The organism is Mesoflavibacter profundi (genome assembly GCF_014764305.1).
GTDB classification, from domain to species: Bacteria; Bacteroidota; Bacteroidia; order Flavobacteriales; family Flavobacteriaceae; genus Mesoflavibacter; species Mesoflavibacter profundi.
In genome coordinates, this window is sequence record NZ_CP061703.1 from 818558 (window position 1) to 837820 (window position 19263).

Annotated in this window: 14 protein-coding genes and 1 tRNA gene; 8 read left to right on the forward strand and 7 right to left on the reverse strand. The window is 30.8% G+C overall.

Going from position 1 to position 19263, the window contains the following annotated elements; genetic code table 11:
- Positions 1-92 precede the first annotated feature (92 nt).
- The 3 genes from IFB02_RS03800 to IFB02_RS03810 form a co-directional block, all read right to left on the reverse strand.
- Positions 93-2378, reverse strand: coding sequence for a glycoside hydrolase family 65 protein (locus IFB02_RS03800; protein WP_191073064.1), 2286 nt, complete (start codon positions 2376-2378; stop codon positions 93-95).
- Positions 2379-2392: 14 nt separating this feature from the next.
- A complete protein-coding gene (gene pgmB, locus IFB02_RS03805) occupies positions 2393-3049 on the reverse strand; it encodes a beta-phosphoglucomutase (protein ID WP_106686839.1) in 657 nt (218 codons plus the stop codon).
- Positions 3050-3163: 114 nt separating this feature from the next.
- A tRNA-Leu gene (locus tag IFB02_RS03810) sits at positions 3164-3245 on the reverse strand.
- A gap of 120 nt (positions 3246-3365) precedes the next feature.
- Between IFB02_RS03810 and IFB02_RS03815 the strand changes: the two genes are divergently transcribed.
- The 5 genes from IFB02_RS03815 (at position 3366) to IFB02_RS03835 (ending at position 9615) form a co-directional block, all read left to right on the forward strand.
- Positions 3366-4754 carry a dipeptidase gene (locus IFB02_RS03815; RefSeq protein ID WP_106686838.1) on the forward strand — a complete coding sequence of 463 codons (1389 nt, stop codon included), beginning with the start codon at positions 3366-3368 and terminating at the stop codon, positions 4752-4754.
- A 129-nt stretch (positions 4755-4883) separates the two neighbouring features.
- Positions 4884-5744 (forward strand): DMT family transporter, encoded by an 861-nt coding sequence (locus IFB02_RS03820; RefSeq protein WP_106686837.1) that lies wholly within the window; start codon positions 4884-4886, stop codon positions 5742-5744.
- Between the two features lie 86 nt (positions 5745-5830).
- Complete coding sequence (locus IFB02_RS03825; RefSeq protein ID WP_106686836.1) at positions 5831-6196, forward strand: BlaI/MecI/CopY family transcriptional regulator; 366 nt, start codon at positions 5831-5833, stop codon at positions 6194-6196.
- A gap of 2 nt (positions 6197-6198) precedes the next feature.
- Positions 6199-8403: a M56 family metallopeptidase gene (locus IFB02_RS03830; RefSeq protein ID WP_106686835.1), complete on the forward strand. Its 2205-nt coding sequence runs from the start codon at positions 6199-6201 to the stop codon at positions 8401-8403.
- Positions 8404-8514: 111 nt separating this feature from the next.
- A complete protein-coding gene (locus IFB02_RS03835; protein WP_106686834.1) occupies positions 8515-9615 on the forward strand; it encodes a DUF4407 domain-containing protein in 1101 nt (366 codons plus the stop codon).
- A 53-nt stretch (positions 9616-9668) separates the two neighbouring features.
- Here the strand turns inward: IFB02_RS03835 and IFB02_RS03840 are convergent, their stop codons facing one another.
- The 3 genes from IFB02_RS03840 to IFB02_RS03850 are packed head-to-tail and all read right to left on the reverse strand — an operon-like array spanning position 9669 to position 11984.
- A complete protein-coding gene (locus tag IFB02_RS03840; RefSeq protein WP_106686833.1) occupies positions 9669-10247 on the reverse strand; it encodes a PhnA domain-containing protein in 579 nt (192 codons plus the stop codon).
- 43 nt (positions 10248-10290) lie between these two features.
- On the reverse strand, positions 10291-10785 hold the full coding sequence (locus IFB02_RS03845) for a family 2 glycosyl transferase (RefSeq protein WP_106686832.1): 495 nt from the start codon (positions 10783-10785) through the stop codon (positions 10291-10293).
- A gap of 17 nt (positions 10786-10802) precedes the next feature.
- Positions 10803-11984 carry a response regulator gene (locus IFB02_RS03850; protein WP_106686831.1) on the reverse strand — a complete coding sequence of 394 codons (1182 nt, stop codon included), beginning with the start codon at positions 11982-11984 and terminating at the stop codon, positions 10803-10805.
- 167 nt (positions 11985-12151) lie between these two features.
- Here IFB02_RS03850 and IFB02_RS03855 point away from each other — a divergent pair, with 167 nt between their 5' ends.
- From IFB02_RS03855 to IFB02_RS03865, 3 genes are read left to right on the forward strand one after another with little or no spacing between them, the layout of a single operon-like run.
- Positions 12152-15241: a hypothetical protein gene (locus IFB02_RS03855; RefSeq protein WP_106686830.1), complete on the forward strand. Its 3090-nt coding sequence runs from the start codon at positions 12152-12154 to the stop codon at positions 15239-15241.
- Positions 15241-16458 carry a hypothetical protein gene (locus tag IFB02_RS03860; protein WP_106686829.1) on the forward strand — a complete coding sequence of 406 codons (1218 nt, stop codon included), beginning with the start codon at positions 15241-15243 and terminating at the stop codon, positions 16456-16458. The genes IFB02_RS03855 and IFB02_RS03860 overlap by 1 nt, the downstream gene beginning before the upstream one ends.
- Positions 16452-17966: a glycoside hydrolase family 2 TIM barrel-domain containing protein gene (locus IFB02_RS03865; RefSeq protein WP_106686828.1), complete on the forward strand. Its 1515-nt coding sequence runs from the start codon at positions 16452-16454 to the stop codon at positions 17964-17966. Before IFB02_RS03860 ends, IFB02_RS03865 begins: the two co-directional genes overlap by 7 nt.
- Here the strand turns inward: IFB02_RS03865 and IFB02_RS03870 are convergent.
- A complete protein-coding gene (locus IFB02_RS03870) occupies positions 17953-19176 on the reverse strand; it encodes a glycosyltransferase (RefSeq protein WP_106686827.1) in 1224 nt (407 codons plus the stop codon). The genes IFB02_RS03865 and IFB02_RS03870 overlap by 14 nt on opposite strands.
- Positions 19177-19263: the final 87 nt, after the last annotated feature.

Genomic DNA, 19263 nt, shown 5'->3' on the forward strand with positions numbered 1-19263 from the left:
AAAATTTTATTTATGTTGTTAGCAAATACGTGATAAATAACATTAGTTATCACATGATTTAAATTGAACTTACAGAAACAATTTAAGACATATTATTGTAAATATTTAGCTTGATTATTCACTATTATTTCTATAGCTTCTCCTGTAATCAACTCAAAATCAAAGTTGTTTTTGGATATATTTACTTTAATAATTCTATCTCTAAAGTTTACTTTAAACGAATATGCATTCCATTCTTCAGGAATTTTAGGCTCAAAAGTTAATTTATTATCCTTTATACGCATACCGCCAAAACCTTCAACAATACTCATCCAAGTTCCAGCCATACTAGTAATGTGTAAACCTTCTTCTACTTCTTTATTATAATCGTCTAAATCTAAACGCGATGTACGTAAGTAAAATGTATAGGCTTGTTCCATTTGATTTAGCTTTGCAGCCTGAATACTATGTACGCAAGGCGATAACGAGCTTTCATGCACTGTAAAAGGCTCATAAAAATCAAAATGACGTTTTAATTCTTCATCTGTAAAATGGTCTTCAAAAAAGTAAAATCCTTGTAAAGTATCTGCTTGCTTGATGTATGGCGAACGTAAAATACGATCCCAACTCCACTTTTGATTAATCGGTCTTTGCGTTTTATCTAAATCTGAAACAGTGATTAATTCTTTATCTAAAAAGCCATCTTGTTGTAGATAAACATTATGTTCTTCAGAAAACGGGAAGTACATATTGTCTGCTACTTTTTTCCATTGTGTTAACTCTTGGTCGCTAATTTTGGTTTTACCAACAACACGTTTATAATCTTCGTTGTAACCATCTTCAACTTTTTGTAAAGTTTCTAAAGTATAATCTATACACCATTTTGCAATATAGTTTGTGTACCAGTTGTTGTTTACGTTATTTTCATATTCATTTGGACCTGTTACACCTAAAATAACATATTTGTTTTTATGTGTTGAAAACGTTGCGCGTTGGTGCCAAAATCTAGCAATACCGATAAGTACCTCTAATCCCATTTCTGGAATGTATGAAAAATCACCAGTATACCTGTAATAGTTAAAAATTGCGAATGCTATTGATCCGTTACGATGAATTTCTTCAAAGGTTATTTCCCATTCATTATGACATTCTTCACCATTCATGGTTACCATTGGATAAAGCGCAGCACCATTTTTAAACCCTAATTTTTGAGCGTTTTCTATAGCTTTTTCTAAATGATTATAACGGTATTGTAATAAGTTACGTGCTACTTTTTGATCTTTGGTCGCCATGTAAAACGGTATACAATACGCTTCTGTATCCCAATAGGTACTACCACCATATTTTTCGCCAGTAAATCCTTTTGGACCAATGTTTAGTCTAGAATCTTTACCTAAATAAGTTTGATTAAGTTGAAAGATATTAAAACGAATACCTTGTTGTGCCTTTACATCACCATCAATCGTGATATCTGACATGTTCCAAATCTCTGTCCAAGCTTGTTTTTGGTCTTCTAAAAGCGCATCAAAACCTTTTGTATTTGCTTTAGATAAAGCCGTTTTTGCAGCGTCTATTAGTTTAGCTTTTTCATGATATCTATCTACGGTGTAACCTCCAAATTTCACTAAACTCGCTGTTTGATTTTGCTCAACGTTTACATTGTATGAGAATGTAATTGTATGTTCAGTTGAAGTTGCTTCTGGTGTAATATCTTGCTTTTCATCATTTATAAACGCATGAGACTGCATAAAGGTGCAGGTATGAAAATTGGTTTTCATGGTATGCGCTTCTATAAATGCTTGGTCGTTTATAACTTCAATATTTGTGGTATTCCAAAACTTATCATCCCAATTAGAATCTTCGTTTGTAATACCGCTATCTATATAAGGTTGAAACTGAATAGCTGCACTTCCGTTTAATGGTTTTATGTTAAATTTTATGGCGCCAACTTCATCTAAATCTAAACTTAAAAAACGAACGATGTTAACTTCAACTTTTAAATCATTTTGAAGTGTTACTTCAAAACGTCTAGATAGCCAGCCTTCTTTCATGTTTAATTCTCTACGAAAGTGGTCTACGCGTTTTGCTTTAAAAAGGTCTAAAGCTTCACCATTAATGGTGACGTTAATACCAATCCAACTTGGTGCATTAAGTACTTTAGCGAAATATTCTGGATATCCGTTTTTCCACCAACCAACGCGTGTTTTGTCTGGATAATACACACCAGCGATGTAACTACCTTGAAAGGTTGGTCCTGAGTATTGTTCTTCAAAATTAGCACGTTGCCCCATTGCGCCATTACCGATGCTAAATAAACTTTCGGAAGACTTTACGCGATCCGCGTCAAAACCTTCTTCTATGATTGACCAATTATTTGGTTGTATATAATCTTGATTCATTGTTAATGAATAATTTATCTTTTTATTAATTTATCTATAAACGCAGTGTCAATTTCGGTAAAATCTGAAAAGACATAATCTGCTTCATGTAATACGTTTTGTTCTCCTATCCCGATAGAAATCATATTTGCAGTATTTGCTGCTTGTACACCAGCAACCGAATCTTCAAAAACGATACATTCTTCTGGTTTTATGTTTAATGCTTTTGCTGCAACTAAAAACACTTCTGGATCTGGTTTTGCCTTGCTTACGTCATTGCCATCTACAATAGCATCAAACTGCTTTAGTAAATCTACTTTTTCAAGAATTTGACGTGCGTTTTTACTTGCCGATCCTAAAGAAATAGGTTGATCTTGTTCTTTTAAATAATTTAAAACTTTTGGTACATCGGGAAGTATTTCGTTGTGATTCATTTTAGCGATAAAGCTTAAATAATCATCATTTTTAGATGCCATTAAGGCATTAAATTTGTCTTCGGAAATAGTTTTATTTCCCCATGTTAATATTTTTTCAAGAGATTTAACTCTGCTTACACCTTTAAGTTGTTCATTTTGTTCGTGTGAAAAATCGATACCAATACTTTTTGCTAGTTTTTGCCAAGCTAAAAAGTGATATTTAGCTGTATCTACGATTACACCATCTAAATCGAATATGAAGCCTTTTTTATTCATTTAATAAAGTTTGTCGTTAAAGTTAGGTAAAAAAGAAAATATGTGTAGCAATAAACCTATGGATGTTTTAATAAACAAAAAAAGCTAACTTAATAAGTTAGCTTTTTTACTCTGTACAGGCGGAGAGACTCGAACTCTCACACCTTGCGGCACTAGATCCTAAGTCTAGCGTGTCTACCAATTCCACCACGCCTGCAACTTGTTTCCGTTAATTTCGGATTGCAAATATAATCAATAGTTTCAATTTACAAACAAGTTAATAGCAGATTTTTTTGATTTGCTTTTTGTACTTTTACATAAATCATAAAATTCTCTTATGCAAAACATTTCAACATACGTAAAAGACAACAAACAACGCTTTATTGACGAGCTAATAGAACTCTTAAAAATTCCTTCTATTAGTGCAAATTCTGCTTACAAAGAACATACCTTTAATACTGCAGATGCTGTAGCAGAAAGTTTAAAAAAAGCAGGTTGTGACAACGTAGAAATCTGCCCAACCGATGGTTATCCTATTGTCTATGCAGATAAAATAATTGATAAAAATTTACCAACCGTTTTAGTTTACGGTCATTACGATGTACAACCGCCAGATCCTTTAGACTTATGGCATTCGCCTCCTTTTGAGCCTGTCATTAATCCTACAGACTTACATCCTGAAGGTGCAATTTTTGCACGTGGCGCTTGTGATGACAAAGGTCAAATGTACATGCACGTAAAAGCAATGGAGTTTATGACCAAAAATAATTGCTTACCATGTAACGTTAAGTTTATGATCGAAGGTGAAGAAGAAGTTGGTAGCGTTAATCTTGGAAAGTTTGTAAAGGAAAATCGCGAAAAATTAGCTAACGATGTGATTTTAATTTCAGATACTGGTATGATTGCTAAAGATGTGCCTTCTATTACCACAGGTTTACGTGGTTTAAGTTATGTAGAAGTTGAAGTTACTGGTCCAAATCGCGATTTACATTCTGGATTATATGGTGGCGCTGTTGCCAATCCTATTAATGTGTTAACTAAAATGATTGCTTCACTTCATGATGAAAATAACCACATTATCATTCCTGGTTTTTATGATAAAGTTGAAGAATTAAGCCAAGAAGAACGTGCACAAATGGCAAAAGCACCTTTTTCTTTAGACGCTTATAAAAAATCATTAGATATTGATGCTGTTTATGGTGAAGCCGGTTACACAACTAACGAACGTAACAGCATTAGACCAACTTTAGACGTTAACGGAATTTGGGGCGGATACATTGGCGAAGGTGCAAAAACCGTTATTGCAAGCAAGGCTTATGCAAAAATATCAATGCGATTAGTACCAAATCAAGATTGGGAAGAGATCACCCAACTATTTAAAACACATTTTGAAAACATTGCTCCAGAAGGTGTAAAAGTAATTGTAAAACCACATCATGGCGGACAAGGTTACGTAACGCCAATAGATAGTGTTGGTTATCAAGCTGCAAGTAAAGCTTACGAACAAACTTTTGGAAAAACACCTATACCACAACGTAGTGGCGGAAGTATTCCTATTGTTTCACTTTTTGAAGAGCAACTAAAAAGCAAAACCATTTTAATGGGCTTTGGTCTTGATAGCGATGCAATACATAGTCCAAACGAACATTTTGGAGTATGGAATTATCTAAAAGGCATAGAAACTATTCCGTATTTCTATCAATATTTTACAGAGCTACATAAATAAAATTTGGGTGTTTCCACCTTTTGCTTCTAATGGCAAAAGGTGGTCGCGCTTTTCATTATATCTTAATTTTGCCATATATGGCAGCAAAATTAAGGATGTCATTACAATCGCTAACACAACTCACCCAAAGTGAAAGACCAACATTTTAAGCATGTTTTAGAACTTACTTTTGCTACTTTTTTAATAAGTACGTCTGGTGCTTTAGGTAGATACATAGATATGCCTGCTCCAGTAACAATTTGGTGGCGAAGCATTTTGGCAATGCTTATTTTATTGGGTTATTGCAAGTATAAAAACATCAAATTAAACATTCTTTCAAAAAAAGATTTAGGTGGTTTTATAATTGCATCCATCTTTATGGCATTACATTGGATTACTTACTTTATTGCACTGCAAAAATCTAGTGTTGCAATTGGTATGTTATCACTATTTACATTCCCAATAATTACAGCGCTTTTAGAGCCATTATATTCTAAAACTAAATTTGATATCATGCACCTTATACTTGGTGCAATGGTACTTTTAGGCATTTATATTTTATCTCCAGAAATAGACTTTGAAAACGAAGCATTTATAGGCATATTCTTCGGATTGGTTTCTGCTTTGTGTTATGCGCTTCGAATTTTAATAATGAAACAGTATGTAACTACTTATCATGGTAGTCATTTAATGTTTTATCAATTACTAATTATAGGTATAATGTTATCGCCTGTATTAATTTTCTTAGACAGCTCTAATATGGTAACCCAATATCCTTATGTGATTATTTTAGCGTTAGTCACTACAGCTTTAGGACATACTTTATTTGTACAAAGTTTAAATCATTTTAAAGTGAGTACAGCAAGTATTATTGGTAGTACACAGCCTATTTTTGGGATCATTATTGCTTACTTTTTCTTAAATGAAATCCCTACTTGGAACACCTTTTTTGGCGGATTATTAATCCTTTCTACAGTCATCATAGAAAGTCTTAGAACACGAAAGAAATAAAATATTTTCACTCAAAACTTATTCTACATTTGTAGAATTCATTTTTATACTCTACATTTGTAGAAGTTACTCTAAAAACATAGAACATGCAGTTATCAAAATCTGAAGAAGAATTAATGAGTTATTTATGGCAATTAGAAAAAGGGTTTATGAAAGACTTGCTAGACGCTTATCCAGAACCAAAACCAGCAAACACTACGGTTGCGACGCTATTAAAACGCATGACAGACAAAGGTTTTGTGGCTTATAACAAATTTGGAAACTCTAGACAATACTATCCTTTAGTTAAAAAGAAAGACTATTTTTCTAAGCATGTAAATGGTTTGATTAAAAACTTTTTTAATAACAGTAGTACGCAATTTGCTTCGTTTTTTACTCAAGAAACAGATTTAACTAAAGAAGAATTAGAAGAACTACGCGCAATTATTGACCATCAAATTAAAAACAAATAATCATGGGTATTCTGCTATTAAAATCATCGGCATGTTTGGCTATTTTAATGCTATTTTACAAAATAGTTTTAGAGCCGTTAAACCATCATCATTTTAAAAGATTTTATCTATTAGCTGCGCTTTTACTATCGGCAATCATACCTTTTATTACATTTATTAAATATGTAGAACCAACTTTAGATTTTGGTGTTTACAATCCAGAAAGTATGACTACACCACCATATTTTCGTGCAGAATTACCCACAATTACAGAAGAACAACCCAACACATTTTTACCAACTCTTTTATGGACATTTTATGCAATTGGTGTAATTGTATTTTCAACGCGATTTATTTTAAATCTAATTAAAATTTCATCTAAAATTAAAAGGCATCAAAAGGTTAAAACATCTATTTTTATTAATGTCCTAATTGAAAAACTTGCCATTCCGCATACGTTTTTCAACTATATTTTTCTTAATAAATTTGCTTTTGAAAATAACGATATTCCACAAGAAGTTTTATTACACGAACAAGCACATGCTAAGCAAAAACATAGTTTAGACATTTTGTTTTTAGAAATCTTACAGGTTATTTTTTGGTTTAATCCACTACTCTATTTTATAAAAAAAGACATTAAACTTAACCACGAATTTTTGGCCGATCAGCATGTTTTAAAAAGTGGTTTCAACTTAAAGATTTATCAAAATCTCTTGTTAAAGTTCTCATCAAACCAAAAAGAGTTAGCATTGGTTAATGCTATTAATTATTCATCAATCAAAAAACGTTTAACAATTATGAACACACAAACAACACAAAGAACAAAATGGCTTAGAAGCCTATTAATACTACCTGTATTGGCATTGCTTTTATTTAGTTTTAGTCAAACTAAAGAGGTTGAAAAAAATATTGAACCCAAAAATGAATATAATGAAACTGAAAAGCTTTATGCTAGAAGCATATCCATTAAAGTTATTAAGGAAGGACAATATTTAATAGATGGTTTTCTAGCTAACAAGAAAAACTTTGTAAAGACCATAAATCAATTACATCAAGATATTTCTAAAAGTGAAAGAGAAAAAGTAATAAACATACATGTCGATAGTCCAGAAGAAATCTCTGATAAAGAAGTTTGGTTTATTTTTAATAATGTTCAAGATTATGGCTACCATAGAATTGTTGCATATAATCAAGAAATTATTAGGTCTAAAAGAAATACTCCTTTTAAATTAGAAGATAATATTGGTTTAGAAAAGAATAATAAACAAACCTTAGAAATCAATCAAAATCCGTTATTTCTTAGGCTAAATGGTAAGTCAACTAGTTTAGAAAAAATAAGAACAGATTTTATAGACTTGTTTGGTAAAGATGAAGTTGAATTACAGATAAATTCAAAAGGTAAAAGTCTAGATTATTCTATTTTAGAAAAGGTAACTGAAGAGTTAGAAGGCTTATGTAAATCAATAGAGTTAAGTCATGGAATTACTATCAATGACAAAACACATAAAGTAGCATCAAATAAAGACTATACTTTTAAAATTGTAGGAAAAGAAACTTCACAAGACAAACAATACCCTATGCTAGGTTTTTCAGTTTTTAAAGGTGATCCTATTTATGCCAATAAAAAATTGATACGAGCAAGTCAAGTTGCTGTAACGACAGAAAAGAAAGTGCTAAATTTTAAATTTAAAGTACCTGGTAAACCAACAATAAAAGTTGAAGGCACTTTGCTTAATAAAGAAGCTATAAAATATTTATTTGAAGCAAAAGATGGTACTACTATACAATACTTTGACATTGAACTTGAAGACGGTAGTAAAGTTGCGCATATGCATGTTATTGTAACTGAAAAACCTAATAAAAAAGATAATGAATTAATTCCGCCTCCGCCGCCACCAGTTCCGCATAATGCGACAAAAGAGCAAAAAGAAAAGTACAAAAAGATTAGTAAAGAATACTACAAAAAATACAAAATAGTAGATGGTAAACCTATAAAAATAGCTGCGCCACCAAAACCAAAATCGCCTTTAGATATTGTTATTGAAATGGCTAAAAAAGATGCCACTTTTTATTATAATAATGAAACAATAACCTCTGATAAAGCAATAAAACTTTTAAAAGAAAATAAAAACTTAAATATTTCTTCAAGCACTAATAATGGAGTATCAATAGTTCATATTTCAGATAAACCCATAAAAATTGTAAATGGCAAAGTTGTAAATGATTAAAATAAAAAAAACATTCAATAAAATTGAATGGTATTTTAATCAATTAATGTAACATTTCAGTGTAATTTACGTTCTAATTAGCATCATCATCAATCAAAACACAATCACATCATGTTACAACACTTTTTTATTATTTGCTCTGGCGCAGATATTAACATCTTAAAAAATGCCTCTTCAAACGAAAAAAACAAATTCGCAGGAATTGGCGCAACAGTTTTTTTTACAGCGCTAATGGCATTTATCGCTTCTGGTTATGCGCTTTATACTGTTTTTGACAATCTTTTTACAGCCATATTTTTCGGACTAATTTGGGGATTACTTATTTTTAATTTAGATCGTTTTATCGTGTCTACACTAAAGAAAAGAGATTCTTTTTTAGATGAATTTTTGCAAGCACTTCCAAGACTAATTTTAGCTTTAATTATTGCTATAGTTATATCAAAACCTTTAGAGATGAAGATTTTTGAAAAAGAAATCAATCAGGTTTTATTGGAAGAAAAAAATGCAATGACACTTGAAAATCAAGAACAAATTGCGCTTCAATTTTCTCCTAAAGAAACAGAACTAAAGCAAAACATCGAAGATTTAAAGTCCGAAATTGACACCAAAGAAGCCGAAGTCAATGCACTTTACGACACTTACATTAGCGAAGCCGAAGGTACTGCAGGAACAAAAAAACTGGGTAAAGGTCCAGTTTACAAGGAAAAGCGAGACAAACACGATGCTGCATTAGCCCAATTACAACAACTAAAAACAGAGAACAAAACAAAAATTGAAGCTATTGAAATCCAATTACAACAACTTCAAAACAACTATCAAACACAAGTTAATAATACACAACCTATAATTGATGGTTTTGATGGTTTAATGGCTCGTATTAATGCTTTAAACAAATTACCTTGGTTACCTTCGTTTTTTATATTCTTGTTGTTTTTAGCTATTGAAACTGCGCCAATTTTCGCAAAATTAATTTCACCTAAAAGTGAATATGATTTTAAATTAGAAGATCAAGAAACTGCTGTAAAAATAGTAGTACAACAACGTGTTGAAGAACGTAAACTAGCTTTACAAACCGATTTTACAATTAACGATAAAGTATATAGAGACTTGTCTGAAGAAGACGAATTATATCAATTTAAACGCAAAAAAGCTAGGGAACTTATGCAGTTACAAGCAGATGCATTTTATAAAAGTCAGCAAAAATTATTGTAAAAAAAAGCCCGATTTTTCAATTAGAAAATCGGGCTTTTTTCATATTAAAAATTTTAATTCTTTTTTACATATTCTGTGATAATCACTATTTGTTGTCCGCCAACTTTACCTTCAATATAATTAGCATTTTCATGATCTACACGTATGTTTCTAACTGCTGTTCCTTGTTTAGCAACCATGCTAGATCCTTTTACTTTTAGGTCTTTTATTAAAACAACGTTATCTCCGTTTTCAAGGATAACACCATTAACATCACGATGTATAATTTTTTCACTTTCGTCTTTATCTTCTCCTGTTGCGCGTGCTAAAGCCAAAGCGTCTTCATCTAAATACATCATATCTAACAGGTCTTTTGGCCAACCTTCGGCACGTAAACGTTGTAACATGCGCCAAGCCATAATTTGTACCGCAACATGCTCGCTCCACATGCTATCGTTTAAACAACGCCAATGGTTTGGATCCATTGGTACATCTGCATTAATTTGAGACTTACATGTATCACAAATTAAAACGCAAGTATCTACGCTTTCATTAAGTGATGGCGGAATTGTATATTGACTTAAATTAGTTTTTGATGAACAAAGCTCGCAAGTATCATTACTTCGATCTTTAAGCATTTGTAATACGCTCATGATTTTCGATAATTATTATTGCGCAAATATACTATCTTAGTTATTATAACCTACTTATGCTTTGTATTTTAATAAAGCTATCTTTTACTTCTATAGATTTAAGATAATCTATTAATGAAAATAGGCTTTGAAATAATGTTTGTTTTACTGGTTTTTTTAAATCGTTTTCCGAATTAAAATTTAATATTTCTTGTTGATTTTGCGTTATTGTTTTTATTAATCCTTTTATACCATGGTAATTTGTATTTAAAAGATTTATAGATACATACCCTAAGAAATCTAAATTAAAATTATTGTTCATATATCGTGCTCCTGCTCTAACTGCAGAGATATCTGACTTTGATTTTTTTATGTTTACTAAAGACACATTATCACATGCTTCTTTAACCATTTTTAATCTGTTGTAAGTATAGTCTCTACTATCGTTATTAACAAAGCATATTTTTAATCCTGGAGCTTGGTTAATCTTCTCGATAAAATATTTGGTATCTATTTCATTTTCATTGTTATGAAAAATAATAATAATGCCAATCTTCATTCTTTTTCTTTTTAATATTAAACTATTTTTAAGTCTATTGTATTAGCTGTTGTTAAAGTCTTTTTTTTAGGTCTATAAACCCATGCTATTTGTGCTAATTGCATTACGATTTTAACAGAATCTTTCATTGATAATTTAGATCCATCTGCATGTATCCAACGTCTTAATGGTTGTTCACATAGCATTGCTTTTGCTTGTTTTAATCCAAAATGCAAACTCATTCTTTTAAAAATTTCGACATCAAAAATCCATTGTGTTACAAATTTGTCTTTAAAGGCGATGTTGATAACATCCTTTCTAAAGATTTTTGCGCCACATTGCGTGTCTTTAAAATCCATTTTTAAGATTTTTCTTATAATGTAGTTTATGGTTAAGCTAATTATTTTTCTAGCAGACTCTTTAGTGATATTTGCGCCCATTCTAGAAATTCTTGATCCGCTTACAATCTTAAAGTCTGATTGTTCTATAGTTTTTACTAACTGATCAAAGTCTTTTAAATCTGTTGATAAATCTGCATCTAGAAAACCTATAAAATCTAAATCTTCTTTTTTTGCCATATGTAGCATACCAAGTCTAACAGCTTCGGCTTTACCACCGTTTTTATCACAATCGTAAACTGTTATAAAATCTTCCCTACCTTTTTGTAGTGCTTTTAATACTTGAAGTGTATTATCTTTACTTCCATCGTTTACAAAACACAGATGATAGCCAGAGTTTTCTTCAACAAAACTTAAAAATTCTTTACTTAGTAAGCGTTCTTCTTCATTGTAACAAGGGATTACAACTCCAACACATCTTTCTTGTATTATTACATTAGGTAATTCTGTTTTAACTTGTTTTGGCGCGCCGATTAATCGCTTTACACGAGCACAAATTTCGTTTAGACTTAATGGTTTTTTCATGTAATCATCTATACCTAACTCAAAAGCTTGTGTAATGGTAGCATCTTTTGTATCTCCAGAAAGCACCATAATAGACATGTTATTTTGATAGTTTTCTCTTATAAATTTTATAATTTCTAACCCAGAAACTGTAGGCATATTTATATCTACAATTACTAAATCTGGTTTAAAATTTTTAATACTATCTTTTGCCTTATTAGCATCTGTTAAAATGTTAACATCATAACCTAATTGTATTAATCGTTTTTGTAACGGTAGTAATACTAATTGTTGATCGTCTATTGCTAATACTTTCATAACATGAGGTTTTAAAGGTTTGTGTTTCAAAATTACAGCAGATTGCTATGATGAAATTGTAGTTGGTCTTGACTTGACCTTTTGTGTCGACGAATGGTAGATTACTGTAGATAGACAATAAAACTAGGCGTTTATAAAATGTATATCTTTACAACATAGACATTTAAATGAAAGAAACTTCTAATAAATATTTAATTTCTGCTTTACTTTTGGCGTTAGCTTTTCATGGTAGTGCTATTTTTTTTACACTAGAAACTACTTATGATGCGTTAATACATTTGTTTTTTGCAGATCATTATGCCAATAGTTGGTTTGAACCCTGGAACTATAAATGGTACACAGGTTTTACAGTACAAAGTTATCCGCCACTTGTACACCAATCTATTGCATTACTTTCTTTAATTGGCGGTTTAAAATTTGGACTTTTTACTGTAGCTTTAATTGCTATTATTTTATTTGTTACTGGTGTTTATCGTTTTTCGCTATTAATTACTTCTAACAAAACAGTTGCTGGTTATGCGACTGTGTTGGCTGTATTCTCGTCTTCTTTTTTAGAAACCTTACATATTTTTGGTCAACTACCAAGTATTGTTGGTATATCTGTACTGATGCACGCTTTACCAGAAATATATTTATGGCTTAAAACTGGTAAAAAATGGTACTTAGCAACAGCGTTATCCTTAATTGCGGTAACCGTTACTTCGCATCATGTAACACCAATTTTTGGAATGATCTTCTTTATTTTTCCTTTAATAGGAATGGTAATAATGGATGTGTCTAAAGGGCAAACTGGTTCTTATAAAAAAGTTACATTCAAGGTATTTTTAAACAGTTTTTTCAAGCTTTTTAAACGAATTATTGTTTTTGGAATAGCGTCCTTAGTATTAATAGTTGGTTGTATTCTACCCTATTGGTTAAACTCTAAAACTAATCCTATTACTCAAGTACCAATACCACATGGATCTAGAGATAATTTTTTAGAAGTCACATCTTCCGGTTTGGTGTTCTTCTTTATTCCTTGGGGAATTTTACTCATTCTTTTTCCTTATATCTTCTATAGATTTTATAGTAAACGCTATTTGTTTTTTGGTCTATCCATCACTTTGTTAACTATTTTAGGAACTGGTGGCACAACCTTTATTCCTAGAAAAATTTTAGGCGAAACTGCTTTTAATATTCTTACACTAGACCGTTTTACACTTTGGGCATCTATTATGTCTTTACCTTTATTAGGTGAATTTGCTTACAGGTTTGTTCAAGGTGATTTAAAAACTTTAATCCAATCTAAATTTGGTGCTGTTTATCATAGAATTATTGGCGGAATTCTAGCTGGGTTATTTGTGTTTATGACGATATTCACGATGAGTCTTGGTTATTTTAGACCATCACAGCCTCAAAAAATAAAAATGTTGCCAATAGTTAATTTTTTAAATCAAGACGACCATGATAAATGGCGATTTTTAACTCTTGGTTTTGGCGATCAAATGGCTTGGTTAAGCGCACAAACTAATGCTTTAACGGTAGATGGTAATTACCATTCAGCTAGACGATTACCAGAACTCACAACACGACCAATAGAACGATTAGAAAATTCTAAATTTAAAGGCGTTGCTGGTATTGGCTCTTTACAACAATTTTTAACAACTCCAGAAAAATACAATCTTAAATATATTTTCTCCAACGATAAGTTTTACGATCCTATCCTGTTTTTTTGTGGTTGGCAACGCTTAAGACAACTAGAAAATGGCATTATGGTTTGGGAACGGTTAAACATACCGCCAATGTCTTCTATTTTACCAAAACAAGACGTTGCAAAATGGTTAAAAATACATTGGGGAATTGTCCCTTTTATTACTGTTTTAATAGCATTTTTCTTGAATATACAAATGCTTTGGGTTAATATGCTTAAAACAAGATTTAAGCCTATTCCAGACTTTTTAAAGTTTGAGGTAAATTACACCTCATTTAACAAACCACTATTAACTATTACACATATTTGGTCCATTATTCTGGCAATAATAACCTGTTATAGTTTGTATGTTTTTTATTTGAAAAATGATAAACATCGAAGTCCAGAAAATGTAATCCTTGCGTATTACGATGCTTTAGATTTTAAAGCTTTTGAAGATGCTCACAGCTTAATTAATCCAAAAAGCAATATAGATATTGCCCAATACATGTTAGAAATTTCTGTTACAGATGGCTTATTAAGTAGTTATGCAAAACTAGATGCAATTTCTACGTCTATTACTAATAACAACGATAGTATTGCTACTGCAATTGTAAATACAAAATGGATAACACCATTAGAAAAAATTAATAAAACCGAATATAAATCTTTAATTAAATTGAAAGGAAAATGGTATTTACAACCTGAAGATTTAAATAACGATTTACCGCCAGATCAACTTTACACAAGCGCGACAACACAATATTTTAATCAAGGAAGAAGACGAATTACTACAGAACAAACTCACCATGAAGACATTTTAAAACAACCTGTTTTAGAAGTCTTAACCGCCAAATTAATTAAAGCTAATGGCAGCTATGCTATTGTTGGCGAAATCCAAAATATAGACAATATTCCAGCAGATGTTACTTTAAAAGGTACATTGTATAACGATGCAAACAAAATGCTAGCCACTTACAACGCTAAGTATCTTGTAAAACATAAATTATTACCTAAAGAAACGTCAAGTTTTAGAATTAATTTTGAAGGTATAGCCTGGACAAAAACAAAAGATTCTATTCCAAACACCTTTAATCCTGATCAATTTACGCCTATCGAATTTGAAGAACAACCTACCAAGTTTAACCTTCAAGTTGCTGGTAATGTTAGCGGAAATGATTTATTTAAAAACGCTGTGGTTAGTCAAATTACTGTAGATAATACTAACATTAGCGGAAATATTTTTAATAGTGGCATACAAGAAATTACGATTCCGCAATTATTAATTTCTTATTACAATGCTAACAAAGAGCTTGTTTGGGTTGATCATCATTTTATAAAAGAAGGTATAAGACAGCAAAGACAACAACACTTTAATTATCCTTTATTAGACCATTTTAATTACACTATAATTAACCAATCAATGGATAATATTTTTGTAAATGGATTGCCTAATGCATCTATTGCTAAAAAAATTGTACCTAACAGAATAAAAAATCACACAACAACGCACTTTCAAAAAGTAAATAATACTAACTTTAAATTTATAAAAATTGAAACCAATACTTATGTTGGTAGCCCAAATTAATGCAGAAAACACGCCTATATAGTCTACTTGTAATAGTTGTAATTTGCTTTGCTTTTACTAAAGTTAAAATCTTTAGTAAAAAAGGAGATATAGACATTGTTCTAGTAGAAAAATCCTATATCGCTGGGCAAGATATTGTATTAAAATTTAAGTCCAACAATAACGCGCAACCATTACTTTACTGTAGCAATAGTTATGGTAGCACAGTAATAACGCCTAGTTTAAAAAATTCTACTTTAAACTATAGCATACCTAAATTGATGTGCAACAAAAGCGGAATTTTATACTGGAAGATAATAAATACTTCAAAAGATGTTTCTGGATCGTTTAAGATCACACCACAATCTAATACAAAAACTTTAGAGAGTTATCTTGGTCCGCCAAGTATAGAAGCTGGTCAAACAGACTACAGTATGTTAGTCGTAATACCTACAGACAGCTTAGACAATCCTGCATCTAACGGTAAAACTGTTACAACTAAAAAGCAATTTTTAACGACAATAACAACAGATAGTATAAAGACGAATAATTTAATTGCTTTCAAAAATTTTTATTCGGAAAAAGAAAGTGGTCGTATGCTAATTTCTTCATATTGCGATCACACGTATTCTAAAGAATTTACAGTAGATGTTACTGCTGCAATACCTACAAATTTTACTATCGAAGTAAAAAGACCTCATCCTTATGCAGATGGAAATCAAATCACTACATTTTACACGTCAATAATTAAAGACAAAAACAATAATATAGTAAGTGATGGTACTTACGTTTCATTTTTTATTAAAGATGAAAACAACAATAGTTTACATACTTCTGGAACTACAATAAATGGTATTGCAAGTGCTAAAATGATTAGTCCTGATCACGAACAAAACTGGCAAATACAAGCATTTATTGAAGGAATAGCACAAAGCAATTCTATAACTTTAAAATACTTACAAGCGGTAACCGATTTTGATGTTACATTTTCTAATCAAAATAGAACAATTACTGTTGGACCAATCACAAGTTTTATGGATCAAAAAATACCTGATGGTTTACAAGTAACACTAACTATATATAACAACAATAACAACATAGATCAACTAGTAAAAAACACGTTTAATGGTACTGTAAGTTTTGAGTTAAATCCTGCAATTTATAAATCTAGCAATTATAATTTTACAATTAAGGCTGCAGGTAAAACCTACACTTTCAAAAATAAAAAACTATGGTAGGTTTAAATAAACATATCATGCGTACCGTACTAATTTTATCATATATTATGGTTGTAGCTTTAATTATCGCAGGAATAAGTGCAATATTTAGTTATTTAAATACTGGCGCAGATAGAAGCAATATGCTTCATACTGAGATTAAGCAAACCACAAATTATACGCCACAACTAAATTGGAATCCTTTAAACAACTTAGGCAGACCAATAGATCAAGAAAATTTAAAATCTTTAGAAAAAGATTATTTAGATGCTTGGTTTGTGCAACATCTGGCTTATAAAACCAATAAAACAACAGGTATTGAAGATTATTACACAAAAAATGCACGATTAAACATTTATGATTTTATAGCCTACAATACAAAACACAATATTTACATAGACGCTACAACCTTAAATCACAATCCAACATTAGAATTTTTTAGTGAAGATGGACAACTTGCTGTAATTACAGATAACAATGTTATCGAATATAAACACGTTTACAAATCAAACACGCTAATAACAAAAACCAAAGAAGTAACGTCCTATAAATTTATAATGCTTTTAGAAGATGGTTTTTGGCGTATTAGACATAAACAAAAAGTAAATTCTGAAGCCTTTAAAAATTCTTCTGTTACAATAAATACAGATAGTTTAAATATAAAAGGAATAAATTATTATCCGCAAAATTCTGCTTGGGATATGTATGGCGAATTATTTTCTAAAGACACTATTGCTAAAGATTTTAAACTAATAAAAAGCACAGGATTAAATGCGGTTAGAATATTTGTTCCTTATGAAGATTTTGGAAAAGAACATGTAAACCCTGAAAAATTAAAAAAGCTAAAAGAAACCTTAGATCAAGCCGAACAACAACAATTAAAAGTTATTGTAACGCTTTTTGATTTTTATGGTGATTACAGCATTATCAACTGGTCTTTAAACCAAAAACATGCGTTAAGTATTGTAAACAAAATTAAAGACCACAAAGCATTGTTGGCTTGGGATATTAAAAACGAACCTAATTTAGATTTTGAAAGTCGAGGAAAACAAAACGTTACCGCTTGGCTTACTAATATGATAGACATTGTAAAATCTGCAGATAATAATCATCCCGTTACAATTGGCTGGTCTAATACAAACACAGCGTTGTTATTAGAGGATAAAGTAGATTTTATTTCGTTTCATTATTATGAAAATCTTTCTGAATTAGACACTAAAATAAACCTGCTTAAAAAAGGAACCGAAAAACCTATTGTTTTACAAGAATTTGGAATGTCTTCGTACAGCGGATTTTGGAATCCGTTTGGAAATAACGAGAAAGATCAAGCCAATTATCACAAAAAAGCCCAAGACATTATTGCAAAAAATAATTTACAATACATGTCTTGGACGCTTTATGATTTTAAAAAAATACCAAAGGAAGTTGTAGGTAAACTTCCTTGGCGAAAAAATGCCCAAAAGCACTTTGGATTTATTAACAAAAATGGGGCAAAAAAGCTATCATTTAATCATATTACTTCGCAGTAGTAGGTTCGATAATTATTGGCTTTTGGGCATTACATTTACACATTATATTATTAAATACAGATAGATACATATCTGTAACCTTTTGCATAGGAAAAGCTGTTGCTGCTTTATAATTTGCTAGTCCTAAAGCTATACGATAATTTGGGTTTGTTACGATAGCTTCAATAGCATTTGCTAAACTGTTTACAGATGTTGGATTAAAAAATTCGCCTTTATAACCTTCATCTTGTACCAACAACGCAAGATCACCTAAATCTGGCATAACTACTGCTTTGCCATAACTTCCAGCTTGATGCAACACACCAGAACTTCCTGTTGTAGATGTATAAGGAAAAACAACAACTGCGCTTTCATTAAATATTTTTGGGACGTCTTTTTCTTCTACATAACCAGTAAACCTAACTTGAGGTACATGTTGGTATGCTTTTTTTACTTGTTCTAAATATCCTGGTACGTTAGGATTGTCAGTTCCTGCAATAACAACTTCTAGATCTAATCCTGTTTTTTCTCTTACCAGTTGCACAGCTTCGATCATTGGTTCTACTTTTTTATAGGTACCAAACTTACCAAAGGTCATAATTTGTAATGATCCTTCTGGTAGATCAAAATTGGGGTGAGTTTTAGTAACTTCAAAAGTACCATGTGGTATTTGAATAATGTTTTTTGCTTTATATTTTGCTTCTAAAACATCTACATATTTATGCATAGTTACTGCTACATGATCTGCTTGAAGTATTAATCTAGTTAGCGTCGATCCTATAAAATTATAAGCTTTTTGCAACCATTTATTAGTTGTAAATCCAGCTTTTGCAAGGTCTACTTCTTCTAAAATATTGTGTAATAAAACAATGTTTGGAATCGCTTTAAGTTTGCAAATTAATGGTAACATTAAGCCTAATGCTGCAGGTATTTTTTTGTCGCCAAACTTCATAAATTGAAGATTAAATAAAACAGCATCTGGTTTAGATTGTGTTAGTGCATTAGACACTGTAAACACATTTTTATAACTATTAAATTGCCAGCATTCCATCACCGAAACTTTACATCCTTGTTCTTCGAAATCTATATCTTTTTGTCCTTCTGTTTTATCTGTAAGTAAAACAATTTCTGTAATAGATTCTTTTTGTCTAAAATGTTTAACCAGATGATAGGCATATTCATTTAACGTCACTTTACTTGGCGGATATGCGGTTACGATTGCTAGTTTCATAATTAATTAATTTTAGTTATTAATTGTTTACACTACAAATTTGAAGATTTAATTACTTTATTTTCATTAGATTAAGATAGGATACAC

Excerpts from the sequence above, each read along its gene's own strand:
- IFB02_RS03860 (WP_106686829.1), top strand. The coding sequence starts at position 15,241 with ATGCAGAAAACACGCCTATATAGTCTACTTGTAATAGTTGTAATTTGC.
- IFB02_RS03825 (WP_106686836.1), top strand. The coding sequence starts at position 5,831 with ATGCAGTTATCAAAATCTGAAGAAGAATTAATGAGTTATTTATGGCAA.
- IFB02_RS03830 (WP_106686835.1), top strand. The coding sequence starts at position 6,199 with ATGGGTATTCTGCTATTAAAATCATCGGCATGTTTGGCTATTTTAATG.
- IFB02_RS03835 (WP_106686834.1), top strand. The coding sequence starts at position 8,515 with ATGTTACAACACTTTTTTATTATTTGCTCTGGCGCAGATATTAACATC.
- IFB02_RS03815 (WP_106686838.1), top strand. The coding sequence starts at position 3,366 with ATGCAAAACATTTCAACATACGTAAAAGACAACAAACAACGCTTTATT.
- IFB02_RS03800 (WP_191073064.1), bottom strand. The coding sequence starts at position 2,378 with ATGAATCAAGATTATATACAACCAAATAATTGGTCAATCATAGAAGAA.
- pgmB (WP_106686839.1), bottom strand. The coding sequence starts at position 3,049 with ATGAATAAAAAAGGCTTCATATTCGATTTAGATGGTGTAATCGTAGAT.
- IFB02_RS03845 (WP_106686832.1), bottom strand. The coding sequence starts at position 10,785 with ATGAAGATTGGCATTATTATTATTTTTCATAACAATGAAAATGAAATA.
- IFB02_RS03870 (WP_106686827.1), bottom strand. The coding sequence starts at position 19,176 with ATGAAACTAGCAATCGTAACCGCATATCCGCCAAGTAAAGTGACGTTA.
- IFB02_RS03840 (WP_106686833.1), bottom strand. The coding sequence starts at position 10,247 with ATGAGCGTATTACAAATGCTTAAAGATCGAAGTAATGATACTTGCGAG.
- IFB02_RS03850 (WP_106686831.1), bottom strand. The coding sequence starts at position 11,984 with ATGAAAGTATTAGCAATAGACGATCAACAATTAGTATTACTACCGTTA.
- IFB02_RS03865 (WP_106686828.1), top strand. The coding sequence starts at position 16,452 with ATGGTAGGTTTAAATAAACATATCATGCGTACCGTACTAATTTTATCA.
- IFB02_RS03855 (WP_106686830.1), top strand. The coding sequence starts at position 12,152 with ATGAAAGAAACTTCTAATAAATATTTAATTTCTGCTTTACTTTTGGCG.